The following is a 15,416-nucleotide window of genomic DNA, read 5'->3' on the forward strand; positions in this document are numbered from 1 at the left end:
CACTCCGCCGGAAGAGTCATCAGAACAGGAAGTAGCGCTGGGTCATGGGCAGTTCGGCAGCCGGCGTCGCCTCGACCAGCTCCCCGTCGATGTGCACGGCGAAGCTGTCGGGATCGACCTGCACCCGTGGCCGCGCGTCGTTCTCGCGCATGTCGGCCTTGGTGACCCCGCGCGTCGACTCGATCGCGACGAACCGCTTGCCGAGCGAGAGCCGCTCAGGCAGTCCGCCCTCGATGGCGAGCGGCGCCACGAAGTTGAAGGAGTTCGCGGCGGGCGCCCGCCCGATCGCCCCGTACATCGGCCGCGGCAGGATCGGCTGCGGCGTCGGGATCGACGCGTTGGCGTCGCCCATCTGCGCGTACGCGATCTGCCCGCCCTTGATGACGAGGTGCGGCTTGACGCCGAAGAACGCCGGCTCCCACAGCACCAGGTCGGCGAGCTTGCCGGTCTCCACCGATCCGATCTCGCGCGCAAGACCCTGCGCGAGGGCCGGATTGATCGTGTACTTGGCGACGTAGCGCCGTACCCGATGGTTGTCGGCACGTCCGTCGCCCGGCAGCGCACCCCGCCGCCGCTTCATCACGTGCGCCGTCTGCCAGGTCCGCATGACGACCTCGCCCACTCGCCCCATGGCCTGGGCGTCGGACGAGATGATGGAGATCGCGCCCAGGTCGTGCAGGATGTCCTCCGCCCCGATGGTGGACGGCCGGATCCGCGACTCGGCGAAAGCCAGGTCCTCCGGCACCGCCGGGTTGAGGTGGTGGCACACCATCAGCATGTCGAGGTGTTCCTCCGCCGTGTTGACGGTGAACGGCCGCGTCGGGTTGGTCGAACTGGGCAGCACGTGCGGCTCGGAGACGACGGTCATGATGTCCGGCGCGTGCCCGCCGCCGGCACCCTCGGTGTGGTACGCGTGGATGCCGCGGCCCGCGATCGCGGCGAGTGTGTCGCCCACGAAGCCGGCCTCGTTCAGCGTGTCCGTGTGGATGGCGACCTGTACGCCGGTCCGGTCGGCGACGGTCAGCGACGCGTCGATGACGGCGGGCGTCGAGCCCCAGTCCTCGTGCAGTTTCAGGCCGAGCGCCCCGCCTCGGATCTGCGACAGCATCGCCTCGTGCGAGACGGTGTTGCCCTTGCCGAGGAAGCCGATGTTGAGCGGGTACTGCTCCATCGCCTCCAGCATCCGCGCGAGATGCCAGGGACCCGGCGTCACCGTCGTCGCCTTCGACCCCTCGGCCGGTCCCGTGCCACCGCCCACCAGCGTGGTGACACCGGCGGACAGCGCCTCGTCGGCGATCTGCGGGCAGATGAAGTGGACGTGCGCGTCGACGGCACCGGCGGTCACGATCCGCCCGTTGCCCGCGATGACCTCGGTCTCGGGCCCGATGACCAGGTCCGGGTGGACGCCGTCCATGGTGTCGGGGTTGCCGGCCTTGCCGATGCCGGTGATCCGGCCGTCGCGGATGCCGATGTCGGCCTTGACGATCCCCCAGTGGTCGACGATCACGGCACCCGTGATCACCGTGTCGGGGGTGCCGTCGGCGCGTGTGGCACGGGACTGGCCCATGGATTCGCGGATGACCTTGCCGCCGCCGAACACGGCCTCGTCACCGGCGAGTCCGGGACCGCCGGAGCGGTCCTCCTCGATCTCGATCAGCAGATCGGTGTCGGCGAGCCGGATGCGGTCACCGGTGGTCGGGCCGAACAGGTCGGCGTATGCGGCGCGCGAGATCTCAGGCATCGAGGGCACCTCCGGTCTCGCCGCGCAGTCCGGGCACCACGCGGGCACCGGCGAGCGGAACGAGTTCGACGTCCACGGGGATGCCGGGCTCGAAGCGCACGGCCGTACCGGCGGCGATGTTGAGCCGCCTGCCGCGCGCGGCGGCCCGGTCGAAGTCCAGACCGGGGTTGGCCTCGGCGAAGTGGTAGTGGGAGCCGACCTGGACGGGCCGGTCGGCGGCGTTGAGGACGGTCAGCCGGATGACCTCGCGGCCCTCGTTGTACACGACGGGCTCGTCCGCGAACAGGATCTCGCCGGGAATCATCGGGGCACCTCAGACGATCGGGTCGTGGACGGTGACGAGCTTGGTGCCGTCGGGGAAGGTCGCCTCGACCTGAACGTCGTGGATCATCTCCGGGATGCCGTCCATGACGTCGTCGCGAGTGAGCAGTTTGCGCCCCGAGGACATGAGCTCGGCGACCGTACGGCCGTCACGGGCGCCTTCGAGGATGTGTGACGTGATCAGCGCGACCGCCTCGGGGTGGTTGAGCCTGAGTCCACGGCCCCGGCGCTTCTCGGCCACGTCGGCCGCCACGTGAATGAGCAGCCTCTCCTGCTCGTGCGGTGTCAGTTGCACGTCCCACCTCACAGTCCTCGCTCCGGACCGTGCGGGGTCCGGTTGCCTCAGCCCCGGGGCAAAGTCCCTGGTGGCGTCGATCGAGAGGCTAGTTGGACCGGGTTTCAGCCACGTTAACCGAGCTGTGATCCTGCACGCTCATCAACGCCCGCAGACCGTCCCGCAGGACGTCGGCCGGCATCGGCCCGAAGAGGGCCTGCTGGGCGAGGAAGCCCATCGCCGACGCCATCATCGTGCGGGCCACGTGGTCCGGGGCCACGTCCGGCCGCATCGTCCCGGCGTCCTGGTACGCCTGCACGATGCGCGCCCAGGCCTCCTGCACGCCGCCGTAGCCCTCCCGCAGAAGGGCCGCCAGCTCATCGTTGCGGAGTGTCTCCGTCCACACCTGGACGACCAGGCGCGGGAAGGCGGGCCGCCCGTCCACGGTCACGGACTCCTTGGTGGAGAGGACACGGCTGAGGACCGACGCGACCAGGAGGTCCGGGGGCGGCGGCGGGCTGCTGCGGGCCGCCTCCTCGAAACCCTCGTTGACCTGGCCGAGCACCTCGCCGACGATCGCCGCGATGAGTTCCTCCTTGCCGCTGAAGTAGCGGTACACGGCTCCGGCGGACAGATCGGCCTCCTTCAGCACGTCCTGCATGGACGTGGCGTGGAATCCGTTGCGGGCGAAGCAGCGGGCGGCGCCGTCGAGGATCTGCCGGCGGCGGGCGTCGAGGTGTTCCTGGGATACGCGGGCCATGGTCCCCAAAGTAAAACGAACATTCCTTCTTGACAAGGTGCGCAGGTGGCGAGACGGTGGGTACGGAAAAACGAACGATCCTTCTTTTTAGTCCCCTGCCGTTTAGACCCCTTCTTTTTGCTCCCGCCCTCGATCCCGGAAAGGGAACCCATGCCCACCGACTCCGCCACGCCCACGAAGGCACACCGCCGGCGTCTGATCGCGGTCGTCGTCCTCGTCCCGGTCCTCGCCGCGCTGGCGCTGTGGGCCTTCGCCTGGCCCTCCGCCCGCACCGCACCCCGCGACCTGCCGCTCGGCGTGGCCGGTCCCCCGGCCGCGACGGCCCAGCTGGCGAGGCAACTGGATCGCAAGGACGGCGCGTTCGAGATCCACCACTACGCCGACGAGACCGCGGCCCGGCACGCCGTCGAGGACCGGACCGTATACGGTGCGGTGGCCGTGACGCCCAAGGGACCCGAACTGCTGACCGCGTCGGCCGCGAGCCCTGTGGTCGCACAGTTGCTGCAGCAGGCGGTGGCGCAGCAGGCCTCAGCCGCCGGCACGCAGATCCGTACGGTCGACGTCGTGGCCGCCCCGGCGAACGACCCCCGCGGCGCGGCACTGAACTCCAGCGTGCTGCCGCTCGCCCTGGCCGGGATCGCTGCGGGCGCGGTCGTGACCATGCTCGGGCTGCGCGGCGTCCACGCCGTCGCCGCGCTGGTCGTTTCCGCCGGTCTGGTCGGCGCCGCCGCGGCCTGCATCGCGCACAGCTGGCTGGGAGTGCTCACCGGCGACTGGTGGGCGGAGGCCGCCGTGCTGGGCCTGTCGACGCTGGCCGTGAGCGGGGCCGTCGCCGGGCTCGCCGCCCTCCTCGGCCAGGCCGGCCTCGGGATCGCCTCGGGCGTCGTGATGCTGTTCGGCAACCCCTTCTCCGGCGCGGCCTCCGCCCCCCAGATGCTGCCGGAGCCGGTCGGCGCGATCGGCCAGTGGCTACCGCCGGGCGCGAGCACGGCCCTGCTCCGCTCGGTGTCGTTCTTCGACGGCGCGGCGGCGACCGGCCCCGCCCTGACACTCACCTGGTGGGCCGCGCTGGGCCTGGGCGCCGTACTGCTCGGCCATGCGCTCATGTCGCGCGCCAGGACCAGCGAGCCGGCCGCCGAGCGGGAACTCGCCGCCGCCGGCTGACCGTCCGGTCACATCCGACCGACCGTGTGTCCCCGCTGTAGCGGACGGGGGTGCACGGTCTTTTCGTCTCTCACGAGGGATCCATCCCTTACGAGGGGCCCGGCCCCCGATGGTGCGCCGCGATGCCGAAGCGCTGCTGTTCGCGGGGAGCGGACGCCGCCTCGCGGACGGTGGAGACCGAGCTGATCACCTGGTCGCCGGCGGGCTCCTGGATCTCCTGGAGCTCCTCGAGTCGTGCGAGGTCAGCGGCGGAGACAAGGGCGACGAGGGGCTTGCCGTGCCGCGTCACGACGACGCGCTCACCGCCGTACACCACCCGGTTGATCAGGTCGGCGAGCTCAGCCCTGGCTTGCGTCACCGGAATCTCGTAGGCCATGCCCCCATCATAACGTCACGTACGTCCTGTACATTTTTTACAGACGCCGAAGAAGGGGCACCCATGACCCGACCGACAGCCCGCTACGTCCTGCCCGAGATCACCGAGCGCACGAGCTACGGGCACAAGTCGCTGGATCCGTACTCGAAGCTGCTGGAGGAGCGGATCGTCTTCCTCGGGACGCAGGTCGACGACACCTCGGCGAACGACGTGATGGCACAGCTCATGTATCTGGAGCACAAGGACCCCGACCGGGACATCGCGCTGTACATCAACTCGCCGGGCGGCTCGTTCAGCGCCATGACGGCGCTCTACGACACGATCCAGTACGTCACCTGCGACGTGGCGACGACCTGCCTGGGGCAGGCGGGTTCCTCCGCCGCGGTGCTGCTGGCCGCCGGCGCGCCGGGCAAGCGGTTCGTGCTGCCGGGCGCCCGCGTGGTGATCCATCAGCCGTCGCTGGCTCAGCCGGTCCAGGGGCAGGCCAGTGATCTGGCCATCCAGGCCCAGGAGTTGACGCGGATGCGCACCCGCCTTGAGGAGATGCTTGTACGGCACACCGGGCGCAGTGCGCAGCAGGTGAACGCGGACATCGAGCGGGACAAGATCCTGGATGCCCAAGGAGCGGTTGAGTACGGGCTGGTGGACGAGATCATCCCCAGCCGCCGGGTCACCCTCGCCCCGCCCACCGGTCGGTGAGCGGCCGGTGCTCCCGCCCGAACTTCCGCCGCTGCCCGCTCTCACGCGCGCCGAGGGAGAGTTGATCGACCGTTACCTCGACGTGGTCGACCTGCTCGGCCGCATCAACCCGGCGCACGACGGGGACACGTATCGCGGACTGCGTGCCGCGCAGGCTCTGGTGAGCCAGGCGACGGCGCTGCGCGACGCGCTGGCGCTGATGCACCGTCGGGGCGAGAACGAGCTGCACGCCCCGACCCTGGGACGCGCCCTCAGGGTGCTGGACGGCGAGCGGCGCACGGCCAGGGTCACCCTGCCGCCGCACTGCCCCAGTTGACGCGGATCCAACCGGTCCGGACACCTCGCCGCGGCGGCGAGGTGTCCGGACCGGCTTTCAAACGGACCAAACGGCGTACCGCCTTTTGGAGGACGCTAGGCCCCTTTTTCGGGACCCTCGGAGTTGCACAACGCGCGTGGCCCGAGGGCGGAATGAGGTGTTCCGCCGCTGGTCCGGGGCTCGCCGGGGGCCTCAACGTCCGTTCGAACACAGGGGTGTCCACCCGAACGGGTGAGTGGTGAGTAACAACACAAAGTCACGGTTCCATTGGGTTTTTCTGACTTCTGTAGGTGAGGATCCCTGTCTGACGACAAGCCCCCGCCACAGCGGCGGGGCGATCCGGGCGGACGCCGAGTCCTGCCGCCGCACGGGTGACCGGTCGACAGGAGTGGATCGGCAGGAGTGGAGGACCCAGGCAAGACGGGTCGCCGGAACGGCCGTCTCCGCACGGAGACGCCGGGTCGAGCAGCCCTTGGGGTGAAGCCGCAGCCGCGGCCGGGCAACTTCGCCAGCCCGAATCCGACAGGTCATCCTTCACAGGCGGCTGACGAAGGGTTGCGCATGTCTGCGCTCAATCGTGTCCCGTCGCTGATGGCCCGGGCCGGCACGGCCTCGGCGCTCACCATCGCCGCCGTGGGCGGCTCCATCGTGGTCCCGGGTGTCGCCTCCGACGCCGCGGCCGCCACGCCCGCGACGAAGGCGCTTCAGATCGCGGCCTCCAAGAAGGGGTCCCCGTACAAGTGGGGCGCCTCGGGGCCGCGCAGGTTCGACTGCTCAGGGCTCACGCTGTACTCGTTCAAGAAGGCGGGCAAGAAGCTCCCCCGGACGGCTGCCCAGCAGTACAACAAGTCCCACCACATCTCCGCGAAGGGCCGCAAGGCCGGAGACCTCGTGTTCTTCCACTCGGGCTCCAGCGTCTACCACGTGGGCATCTACGCAGGGAAGGGGAAGATCTGGCACGCCCCGAAGACCGGGGACGTCGTGAAGCTGCAGAAGATCTGGACCAACAGCGTCTGGTACGGCCGGATCAGCTGACTCTCCCGCGGGGGCGACGCCGACCTGACAGGCCGTCGCCCCCGCGGGGCCTTCCCACGGGCCCGGCGCACAGCCCGGGGGCCCGGAACCGCGTCGCTCTGCCACCGGAGCCCTCACCGCGCCGTGACCGCTCTCTGGACCGAGCCGAGCGCCACCGGCCCGTCCCCACGTTCCCGCTGACGCCTTCGCCCCTCGCGGCCGCGCCGTACGCCTCGGCGCTACGGCTCCTGCTGTCCCGCTGCCGGCACCGGCTCGGCCGGGACGGTCCACGGAAGCTCGATGGACACCGTCTTGCCGCCCTCCCGGGTGGGACGCACCCGGACCCTGCCGCCGCACTCGGCCGCCAGCCAGCGGACGATCACCATGCCCCGGCCGTTGTCCTGCTGGACGGCGGCGGGCAGCCGTTTCGGGAGGCGGGGATGACTGTCGGTGACGCCGATGCGCAGCTGTTCGTCATGGTGGAGCTCGACGTCCACCGTGAAGGTGGGTGACAGCCCGAAGGTGTGCTGTACGGCGTTGGTGGCGAGTTCGGAGACGATGAGCCGGATGGTCTCGGAGGTTTCCGAGCCCGCCGGCAGTCCCCATTCCGCCAGGGTGTCGACCACGTAGCCGCGGGCCGCGGCGACCGAGGCGGGATCGCTCGGCAGAGTGACGGATGCTTCCAGATGGTCTGCCATGGCGCGGTCGTCCCTTTCCCACGGGACCGGAGTCCGACACGGAGCGGATGGTTCGAGTACGGTCCCGGACTGGTGCTTCGTCGCCAGAGTGCCATTACCGCAACGCTCACGGGTGGCGATCCACCAAGATGTGCATATATCTGTCGCTCAAAGCGGTGAACTCTGCGACGGGAGACCGTATTTGGGTGGCCCGGAAGGAGTAAGGAGTAACGCATGCAGCACGGTCCCGCGGTGCGCCGTCGGAAGCTGGGTGCCGAACTGCGTGCGTTACGCACGAGTGCGGGGCTCACAAGTGGTGATGCGGCCCGGCTCGTGGGCTGGCACCAGTCGAAGGTGAGCCGGATCGAGACGGGTGCCAGCGGGGTGAAACCGGCCGATGTGCGGTTACTTCTGGACGCCTACACCGTGTCGGACGCCCAACTCCGTGAGTTGCTCATGGTGTTGGCGGGCTCCGACGAGGGAGGCGGCCGGCACCACTGGTGGCACGCCTATCGCGGGGTACTGCCGCCGACCTACCGCGATTTCATCAGCCTGGAGTCCCAGGCGAGCACGATGAGCACGCTGGAGACGTCCGTCGTACCCGGCCTGTTGCAGACGCCCGAGTACGCCCGTGAGGTGACCCGGGCGGCGGTGGGCGGGCTGGACGACGAGCGGCTGGACGCCCTGGTCGAGGTGCGCCTGGCCAGGCAGGACGTGTTGCGTGCGGACCGGCCGCTGGAGCTGAGCGCGGTGCTGGACGAGGCTGTGCTGCGACGCGAGATCGGCGGCCCCGACGTCATGGCGAGACAGCTGAGACAGCTCATCGAGGCGGCCTGCCTGCCCCAAGTCCGGCTTCAGGTACTGCCGTTCGCCGCCGGTGCCCATGTCGGCGTCACCGGGCCTTTCGTAATCTTCTCATTTTCGAGCACTTCTGATCTGGACGTGGTTGTTCTCGACCACTTGACGAGTAGCCTCTACCTCGAGCGGAAAGAAGACCTCCGGGCCTACACCGAGGCCTTCACCGCCCTTCAGTCCCACGCCCTTTCGCCAGAGGACTCGTTGGATCACATCGCCGCAATAAGTGACGGCGCGTAAGGAGGCACCAATGTCTGCACTGCCTCGGAACGTACCTTCCAGTACCGATCTGCACGGCGTGCGGTGGCTGCGCAGCAGTTACAGCACGGGTGCGAACAACTGTGTGGAGACGGCACGGCCGCACTCCGGTCCCTGGGCCGGGCTGCTCGCCGTGCGCGACTCCAAGGACCCGGCCGGGCCCGCCCTGCTCGTCTCCCCCGGGAGCTGGACGGAGTTCACGGCCGCGTTCAAGGGCTGATCAGTTCCGATCCGATCAGGCCTGATCAGTTCCCCGTCGTGCGGCGCACGGCCGTGTCACGCCGACTCATGGTCGCGTCTCGCCGATCACACCTACAGCGCGTTCGATCTGTGCCTCGGAGAGGTCCGCGCGAGCGGTCAACCTGAGCCGTGAGATGCCGTCGGGCACGGAGGGAGGACGGAAGCAGCCCACGGCAAGGCCTGCCGTACGGCAGTCGGCCGCCCATTGCAGGGCCTCCTCCGGGGACGGCGCGCGCACGGAGACGACCGCGGCGTCCGGGCGTACCGCCTCGTGACCCGCGGCCGTCAGGCGTGCGTGCAGTTCGGCCGCCACCGTGCGCGCCCGCGCCGCCCTCTCCGGCTCGCGACGCAGCAGTCTCAGGGCCGCCAGGGCCGCTCCGACGGCCGCCGGAGCGAGGCCTGTGTCGAAGATGAACGTCCGGGCCGCGTTGACGAGGTGGCCGATGACCCGGGCGGGGCCGAGCACGACACCGCCCTGGCTGCCGAACGACTTGGACAGCGTGGCCGTCACGACGACGTCGTCGGCGCCCGCGAGGCCGGCCGCGTGCGGGGCACCCCGGCCGCCGTCGCCGAGCACCCCGAGCCCGTGCGCGTCGTCGACCAGCAGCCCCGCGCCGCGCTCCCGGCACGCCTCGGCGAAGGCGGCCAGCGGTGCGGCGTCCCCGTCCACCGAGAAGACCGTGTCCGAGACAACGACCGCGGTGTCCTCGTGCGTCCTGAGCGCCTTGCGCACGGCGTCCGGGTCGCAGTGCGGCACGACCTGAGTGGTGCCCCTGGCCAGCCGGCAGCCGTCGATCAGTGAGGCGTGGTTGCCCGCGTCGGAGACGATCAGCGAGCCGTGCGGGGCCAGTGCGGTGACAGCGGCGAGGTTGGCCGCGTAACCCGACGAGAAGACGAGGGCCGCCTCGAAGCCGCAGAAATCGGCCAGGTCGCGCTCCAGCTCGGTGTGGAGTTCCGTCGTACCCGTCACGAGCCGGGACCCGGTCGAGCCGCCGCCCCAGGTCCGGGCGGCCGCCGCGGCGCCTTCGGCGACGGCGGGATGGTGGGCCAGCCCCAGGTAGTCGTTGCTCGCCAGATCCAGGAGCGGGGAGTCGGCCGGGCGCGGCCGCAGGGTCCGTACGAGTCCGGCGCGACGGCGCAGCTCCGCCTGTTCGTCGATCCAGCCGAACGCCATGGCTCCTCCGGGACTTTTGTAGGCAGTGGACAGACACTAGCCGGACGGGTCGCACCCCATGGTGTGGCAATACACACACGTCGAAGTGCCTCTGTTGTTCAATCTCTCCTTGGCCGGGAGCACTTCCGTAAGACAGGATCGGCTCTCATGGACCTGCTGAACACGCTGGTGGACAAGGGGCTTCGGCGCGAGCTGCCGACCCGCGAGGAGGCTCTTGCCGTCCTCGCCACTTCCGACGACGACGTGCTCGATGTGGTGGCCGCGGCCGGAAAGGTACGCCGCCACTGGTTCGGCCGACGGGTGAAACTCAACTACCTCGTCAACCTGAAGTCGGGGCTGTGTCCCGAGGACTGCTCGTACTGCTCCCAGCGGCTCGGCGCCGACACCGGCATCCTGAAGTACACCTGGCTCAAACCCGACCAGGCCTCCGAGGCGGCCGCGGCCGGCCTGGCCGGCGGCGCCAAGCGGGTCTGTCTGGTGGCGTCCGGGCGCGGGCCGACCGACCGTGACGTGGACCGGGTGGCGGGCACCATCAAGGCGATCAAGGACCAGAACGAGGGCGTCGAGGTGTGCGCCTGCCTCGGTCTGCTCTCCGACGGCCAGGCCGAGCGGCTGCGCGAGGCGGGCGCGGACGCCTACAACCACAACCTGAACACGTCCGAGTCGACGTACGGGGACATCACGACGACGCACACGTACGCCGATCGGGTGGACACGGTGCAGAAGGCGCACGCGGCCGGTCTGTCGGCCTGCTCCGGTCTGATCGCCGGTATGGGCGAGAGCGACGAGGACCTGGTGGACGTGGTCTTCTCGCTGCGCGAGCTGGACCCCGACTCGGTTCCGGTCAACTTCCTGATCCCGGTCGAGGGCACCCCGCTGGCCAAGGAGTGGAACCTCAGCCCGCAGCGCTGCCTGAGGATCCTGGCGATGGTGCGGTTCGTCTGCCCGGACATCGAGGTGCGCATCGCCGGCGGCCGCGAGGTGCATCTGCGCACCATGCAGCCCCTTGCACTGAACCTGGCCAACTCGATCTTCCTCGGCGACTACCTGACCACCGAGGGCCAGACCGGCAAGGCCGACCTGGACATGATCGCGGACGCCGGGTTCGAGGTGGAGGGCACCGACCAGGTGACCCTGCCCGAGCACCGGGCGAGCGCGCGGGGCGGCTGCGGCTCGCACGAGAGCGCGGGCTGCGGTTCCCACGAGGGTGCAGGGTGCGCTTCCCACGCGGACGAGGACGGTGGCGTCTGCGGTACGGCGGCCTCGGCCGAGCCCCGTACCGACCTGGTCGCCGTCCGCCGCCGCGGGGCCGGAACGGACCTCGCGCCCAATGCCTGACCTGCCCGTCTCCGAGCTGCTCGAACTGGACCGGCGGCACGTCTGGCATCCGTACGGCCCCATGCCCGGCCGTGTCGAACCGCTCGTCGTCGAGGCGGCGAGCGGGGTCCGGCTGACGATGGCGGACGGCTCGGGCGAGCTGGTGGACGGGATGTCGTCCTGGTGGTCGGCGATCCACGGCTACAACCACCCGGTCCTGAACGAGGCCGCGCGCGAGCAGCTCGGCCGGATGAGCCATGTGATGTTCGGCGGACTCACGCACGAGCCCGCCGTACGCCTGGCGAAGCTCCTTGTCGACATGTCGCCCGACGGCCTGGAGCATGTCTTCCTCGCCGACTCCGGTTCGGTGTCGGTCGAGGTCGCCGTCAAGATGTGCCTGCAGTACTGGCGTTCGCTGGGCCGGGGTGCGAAGCAACGCCTCCTGACCTGGCGGGGCGGCTACCACGGCGACACCTGGCAGCCCATGTCGGTGTGCGACCCCGAGGGCGGGATGCACGACCTGTGGACCGGCGTACTGCCGCGCCAGGTGTTCGTGGACCCGCCCCCGGTCGAGTACGAGGAGTCGTACGCGCAGCAGTTGCGCGCTGCGATCGAGCGGCACGCCGACGAGCTGGCCGCCGTGATCGTCGAGCCGGTGGTGCAGGGCGCGGGCGGGATGCGGTTCCACTCCCCCGCCTATCTGCGCGTGCTGCGCAAGGCGTGCGACGCGCACGACGTGCTGCTGGTGTTCGACGAGATCGCGACCGGGTTCGGCCGTACGGGCGCCCTGTTCGCGGCGGAGCACGCGGCCGTGACGCCCGATGTCATGTGCGTGGGCAAGGCGCTGACCGGCGGTTACCTGACGATGGCGGCGACGCTGTGCACGTCCCGCGTGGCCGACGGCATCTCGCGTGGCGAGGTCCCGGTCCTCGCCCACGGCCCGACCTTCATGGGCAACCCCCTTGCCGCGTCGGTCGCCTGCGCCTCGATCGAGCTGCTGCTCGGCCAGGACTGGCTCGGGGAGGTCAAGCGGATCGAGGCGGGGCTGCGGGAGGGACTGGCGCCTGCGCTCGAGATCCCCGGTGTTCGGGACGTCCGCGTCCTCGGCGCCATCGGGGTGGTGCAGCTGGACCACACGGTCGACATGAAGGCCGCCACGGAGGCGGCCGTGCGCGAGGGCGTGTGGCTGCGGCCGTTCCGCGACCTGATCTACACGATGCCGCCGTACGTCACCGGGGACGCGGACGTGGCACGGATCGCGCGCGCGGTGTGCGCGGCGGCACGGGAGGGATGAACATGTCGATCCTGGTGATCACCGGCACGGGCACGGAGGTCGGCAAGACGGTCACGACCGCCGCGGTCGCCGCCTCCGCGCTCGCCGCCGGACGGTCGGTGGCCGTGCTGAAGGCCGCCCAGACGGGCGTACGACCGGACGAGCCCGGGGACGCCGCAGAGGTCGCGCGGCTCGCGGGTGCCGTCACGGCGACCGAGATCGCCCGCTATCCCGAGCCGTTGGCGCCGGGGACGGCCGCACGCAGGGCCGGGATGACTCCGGTGCGTCCGCAGGACGTCGCCGAGGCCGCCGCCAAGCTGGCCACCGAGCACGATCTGGTGCTGGTGGAGGGGGCGGGCGGGCTGCTTGTCCGGTTCGACCCGGCGGGCGGGACCCTGGCGGACGCGGCGGAGCTGCTGCGGGCGCCGGTGCTGGTCGTGGCGTCGGCGGGACTGGGCACGCTGAACACGACGGAGCTGACCGCACGCGAACTGCGCTTGCGACGGCTCGACCTGGCCGGAATCGTGATCGGCAGCTGGCCCGACTCCCCCGACCTGGCCTCGCGTTGCAACCTCGCGGACCTGCCGGAGGTGTCCGACGCCCCGCTGCTCGGCGCGCTGCCCGCCGGAGCGGGAGGGCTGACACCCGCCGGCTTCCGTGCGGCGGCGCCGGGTTGGCTGGCGCCGCGGCTGGACGGGGTGTGGGACGCGGAGGCTTTCCGCCTGCGTGAGGCGCCTTAGGTGTACTGACCCGTGAGGTCGGGGACGCGGCCGGCGGGTGATTGCCTGCGAGCGTGGTGTGTCCGCGGTGGTGATCGCAGGTGTGCAGCCGCTTGGGGATGCTTCGCGTCGTTCGGCTTCTGAGCGGTGGGGCTCGCCGGGCCGGTCGCGTTCGGGGCAGGGCGTGGCCGGTTCAGCCGACGCCGAGGGAACCCGGCGTCCGCCGTCTGATCGCCGGCCCTTCGTCCGTGATGTCGTCGGCCAGTGCCCGGACCAGTGCGTGATCGGGGGACAGCCGGCAGGCGGGGTCGGTGCGGGCGGCGTCCCCCGTGAGCGCGTAGGCCTGGCAGCGGCAGCCGCCGAAGTCCTCGTCGCGGCGGGAACAGCCGCGGCAGGGTTCGGCCATCCAGTCCGTGCCGCGGTAGCGGCTGAACGCCGGGGAGTGGTCCCAGATCCAGGCCAGGGGATGGTCGCGGATGTTCGGCGGGTCGAGGCCCGGCAGCGAGGCCGCGGCAGGGCAGGGCAGGACGGTACCGTCCGGGGTGACGGTGAGCGAGACCGCACCCCACCCGCCCATGCACGGCTTGGCCACACCGTCGAAGTAGTCGGGGACGACCCAGACCAGGTCGGGGCCGCCCGGCGTGAGGCGCTCCCGCCACCGGTCGACGGCGTCCCGTGCCCGGGCCAGCTGGTCGCGGCTGGGCAGGAGCGCGGTGCGGTTGAGCAGACCCCAGCCGTAGAACTGCGTGTTGGCGAGTTCGATGCGGTCCACGCCCCAGGACAGGCCCAGCTCGATGAGGGCGTCGACCGAGTCGAGGTTCTCGCGGTGCAGGACGACGTTGAGGCCCAGGGGAAGCCCGGCGGCCCGTACGAGCGTGGCGGCTTCCTGTTTCTCGGCGAACGACCGGCGTCCCGCGATGCGGTCGGAGGCGTGCGGGTCGGCGTGCTGGACGGACAGCTGGACGCTGCGCAGCCCGGCGGAGACGAGCGCGGACAGCCGGGCCCGGTCCAGGCCCACGCCGCTGGTGACCAGCTGTGTGTAGATCCCGGCGGTCTCGGCCGAGGTGACGATCTGCTCCAGATCCCGGCGCAACAGCGGCTCGCCGCCCGAGAGATGGGTGTGGACCACGCCGAACCCGCCCGCCTGCCGCATCAGGTCCGTCCACTGCTCGGTGCTCAACTCGCTTGAACGGCGCGTGAGTTCCAGCGGGTTGGAGCAGTAGGCGCAGTGGAGCGGGCAGGCGTGGGTGAGTTCGGCCAGCAGGGCCCAGGGGCGGGCGGGCGCGGTGGTCATCGCAGCCAGCCCTCCTCGCGCAGTCGTCCCAGGAAGGGAGGGACGTCCCTCGGCACGGAGGAGCCGGGGAAGCGTTCGCCCAGTTCGTCGACGATGTCGCGCACGCTGCGGGTGCCGTCGCACAGGGCGACGACCGCACCGGCGCCGCCCTTCAGGACGACGACACGCTCGGGAAGGAGCAGCAGGTCGGTGTCGCGGGCATGGTCGTGCCGCAGGACGATGCCGGGCGCGGGCACGGGTCGCCAGTCGGTCATCGCCGCCCTCACCCGTGCTCCCTGCGGCCTGCCTGGTCCACGGCGTCGAGCAGCGACCACAGCACGTCGCACTTGTGGCGCAGTGCGGCCACGGCACGCTCCTGGTCGTCCCGGGTACGGGCCCAGCCGAGTACGAGGCCGAGTGCCTCGCCGCTGTCGCGCCGGCCCTGGGAGACGCGGTTGCGGAAGTAGGTGAGGCCATGGGGTTCGATCCACGGGTAGTGGCGTTCGAAGGCCTCGATGCGGGTGCGCATCAGGTCCGGGGCCGACAGTTCGGTCAGCGACGCGGCGACGGCTTCGAGGGCCGGGCGCAGCCGGCAGAAGTTGACGTATCCGTCGACCGCGAGCCGTACGCCCGGCAGCACGATGTCGGCGCGCAGCAGCGTCTCCCGGTCCAGGCCGGCCGCCTCGCCCAGCCGCAGCCACCGCTCGATGCCGCCCTCGCCCTCCTGCTGCCCGTCGTGGTCCTGGATGCGGCGCAGCCACATCCGGCGCAGCGCGGGGGTGTCCAGCTTGGCGATGATCAGGGCGTCCTTGACGGGGATGTGGCGCTGGTAGTGGAAGCGGTTGGCGATCCAGCGGCGGAGTTCGTCCCGGCTCAGATCGCCGCTGTGCATACGGAGGTTGAAGGGGTGGGAGTCGTGGTAGCGCTCCTCGCCCACCGCGCGCAGTCGTGCCTCGAACTCCGCG

Annotated in this window: 19 protein-coding genes and 1 riboswitch; of the genes, 9 read left to right on the forward strand and 10 right to left on the reverse strand. The window is 70.9% G+C overall.

The window, feature by feature from the left end:
• Window positions 1-19: 19 nt before the first annotated feature.
• The 4 genes from OOK07_RS05395 to OOK07_RS05410 form a co-directional block, all read right to left on the reverse strand.
• Window positions 20-1,741 carry an urease subunit alpha gene (locus OOK07_RS05395; protein WP_266795261.1) on the reverse strand — a complete coding sequence of 574 codons (1,722 nt, stop codon included), beginning with the start codon at window positions 1,739-1,741 and terminating at the stop codon, window positions 20-22.
• A complete protein-coding gene (locus OOK07_RS05400) occupies window positions 1,734-2,045 on the reverse strand; it encodes an urease subunit beta (protein ID WP_266527506.1) in 312 nt (103 codons plus the stop codon). Before OOK07_RS05400 ends, OOK07_RS05395 begins: the two co-directional genes overlap by 8 nt.
• 9 nt (window positions 2,046-2,054) lie before the next feature.
• Window positions 2,055-2,357, reverse strand: a complete 303-nt coding sequence (locus OOK07_RS05405) for an urease subunit gamma (protein ID WP_266677439.1) — start codon at window positions 2,355-2,357, stop codon at window positions 2,055-2,057.
• Between the two features lie 88 nt (window positions 2,358-2,445).
• Complete coding sequence (locus tag OOK07_RS05410; RefSeq protein ID WP_266677441.1) at window positions 2,446-3,096, reverse strand: TetR/AcrR family transcriptional regulator; 651 nt, start codon at window positions 3,094-3,096, stop codon at window positions 2,446-2,448.
• Between the two features lie 150 nt (window positions 3,097-3,246).
• On the opposite strand from OOK07_RS05410, the gene OOK07_RS05415 reads away from it, so the two are divergent.
• On the forward strand, window positions 3,247-4,260 hold the full coding sequence (locus tag OOK07_RS05415) for an ABC transporter permease (protein ID WP_266677443.1): 1,014 nt from the start codon (window positions 3,247-3,249) through the stop codon (window positions 4,258-4,260).
• 88 nt (window positions 4,261-4,348) lie between these two features.
• Here the strand turns inward: OOK07_RS05415 and OOK07_RS05420 are convergent, their stop codons facing one another.
• Window positions 4,349-4,636, reverse strand: coding sequence for a type II toxin-antitoxin system Phd/YefM family antitoxin (locus tag OOK07_RS05420; RefSeq protein WP_266795264.1), 288 nt, complete (start codon window positions 4,634-4,636; stop codon window positions 4,349-4,351).
• Window positions 4,637-4,699: 63 nt separating this feature from the next.
• Between OOK07_RS05420 and OOK07_RS05425 the strand changes: the two genes are divergently transcribed.
• From OOK07_RS05425 to OOK07_RS05435, 3 genes are all read left to right on the forward strand, one after another.
• Entirely contained in the window at window positions 4,700-5,335 is a 636-nt protein-coding gene (locus tag OOK07_RS05425; RefSeq protein ID WP_266677447.1) for an ATP-dependent Clp protease proteolytic subunit, read from the forward strand.
• A 7-nt stretch (window positions 5,336-5,342) separates the two neighbouring features.
• Window positions 5,343-5,651, forward strand: coding sequence for a hypothetical protein (locus tag OOK07_RS05430; protein ID WP_266677449.1), 309 nt, complete (start codon window positions 5,343-5,345; stop codon window positions 5,649-5,651).
• Between the two features lie 416 nt (window positions 5,652-6,067).
• A riboswitch (cyclic di-AMP (ydaO/yuaA leader) is annotated at window positions 6,068-6,209 on the forward strand.
• Window positions 6,210-6,212: 3 nt separating this feature from the next.
• Window positions 6,213-6,686 carry a C40 family peptidase gene (locus tag OOK07_RS05435; RefSeq protein ID WP_266677451.1) on the forward strand — a complete coding sequence of 158 codons (474 nt, stop codon included), beginning with the start codon at window positions 6,213-6,215 and terminating at the stop codon, window positions 6,684-6,686.
• Between the two features lie 218 nt (window positions 6,687-6,904).
• On the opposite strand, the gene OOK07_RS05440 is transcribed toward OOK07_RS05435, so the two are convergent.
• A complete protein-coding gene (locus OOK07_RS05440) occupies window positions 6,905-7,363 on the reverse strand; it encodes an ATP-binding protein (RefSeq protein ID WP_266677453.1) in 459 nt (152 codons plus the stop codon).
• Window positions 7,364-7,576: 213 nt separating this feature from the next.
• Here OOK07_RS05440 and OOK07_RS05445 point away from each other — a divergent pair, with 213 nt between their 5' ends.
• Both OOK07_RS05445 and OOK07_RS05450 read left to right on the forward strand, forming a co-directional pair.
• Window positions 7,577-8,437: a helix-turn-helix domain-containing protein gene (locus tag OOK07_RS05445; RefSeq protein WP_266677455.1), complete on the forward strand. Its 861-nt coding sequence runs from the start codon at window positions 7,577-7,579 to the stop codon at window positions 8,435-8,437.
• Window positions 8,438-8,447: 10 nt separating this feature from the next.
• Complete coding sequence (locus tag OOK07_RS05450) at window positions 8,448-8,675, forward strand: DUF397 domain-containing protein (RefSeq protein ID WP_266677457.1); 228 nt, start codon at window positions 8,448-8,450, stop codon at window positions 8,673-8,675.
• 66 nt (window positions 8,676-8,741) lie between these two features.
• Here OOK07_RS05450 and OOK07_RS05455 read toward each other — a convergent pair whose 3' ends face one another.
• Window positions 8,742-9,869, reverse strand: coding sequence for an 8-amino-7-oxononanoate synthase (locus tag OOK07_RS05455; RefSeq protein WP_266795267.1), 1,128 nt, complete (start codon window positions 9,867-9,869; stop codon window positions 8,742-8,744).
• Between the two features lie 147 nt (window positions 9,870-10,016).
• On the opposite strand from OOK07_RS05455, the gene bioB reads away from it, so the two are divergent.
• The 3 genes from bioB to bioD are packed head-to-tail and all read left to right on the forward strand — an operon-like array spanning window position 10,017 to window position 13,199.
• Window positions 10,017-11,207, forward strand: coding sequence for a biotin synthase BioB (bioB, locus tag OOK07_RS05460; protein WP_266677461.1), 1,191 nt, complete (start codon window positions 10,017-10,019; stop codon window positions 11,205-11,207).
• Window positions 11,200-12,480, forward strand: a complete 1,281-nt coding sequence (gene bioA, locus OOK07_RS05465; RefSeq protein ID WP_266795268.1) for an adenosylmethionine--8-amino-7-oxononanoate transaminase — start codon at window positions 11,200-11,202, stop codon at window positions 12,478-12,480. Before bioB ends, bioA begins: the two co-directional genes overlap by 8 nt.
• Before the next feature lie 2 nt (window positions 12,481-12,482).
• Window positions 12,483-13,199: a dethiobiotin synthase gene (gene bioD / locus OOK07_RS05470; protein ID WP_266801899.1), complete on the forward strand. Its 717-nt coding sequence runs from the start codon at window positions 12,483-12,485 to the stop codon at window positions 13,197-13,199.
• 172 nt (window positions 13,200-13,371) lie between these two features.
• Here bioD and pqqE read toward each other — a convergent pair whose 3' ends face one another.
• Genes pqqE through pqqC form a run of 3 tightly spaced genes read right to left on the reverse strand, consistent with a single transcriptional unit; the run spans window position 13,372 to window position 15,397 of the window.
• Complete coding sequence (gene pqqE / locus OOK07_RS05475) at window positions 13,372-14,472, reverse strand: pyrroloquinoline quinone biosynthesis protein PqqE (RefSeq protein WP_266795269.1); 1,101 nt, start codon at window positions 14,470-14,472, stop codon at window positions 13,372-13,374.
• On the reverse strand, window positions 14,469-14,726 hold the full coding sequence (gene pqqD / locus OOK07_RS05480; protein ID WP_266795270.1) for a pyrroloquinoline quinone biosynthesis peptide chaperone PqqD: 258 nt from the start codon (window positions 14,724-14,726) through the stop codon (window positions 14,469-14,471). Before pqqD ends, pqqE begins: the two co-directional genes overlap by 4 nt.
• 8 nt (window positions 14,727-14,734) lie before the next feature.
• Window positions 14,735-15,397 (reverse strand): pyrroloquinoline-quinone synthase PqqC, encoded by a 663-nt coding sequence (gene pqqC / locus OOK07_RS05485; RefSeq protein WP_266683350.1) that lies wholly within the window; start codon window positions 15,395-15,397, stop codon window positions 14,735-14,737.
• Window positions 15,398-15,416: the final 19 nt, after the last annotated feature.

It is taken from the genome of Streptomyces sp. NBC_00078 (genome assembly GCF_026343335.1).
GTDB lineage: Bacteria > Actinomycetota > Actinomycetes > Streptomycetales > Streptomycetaceae > Streptomyces.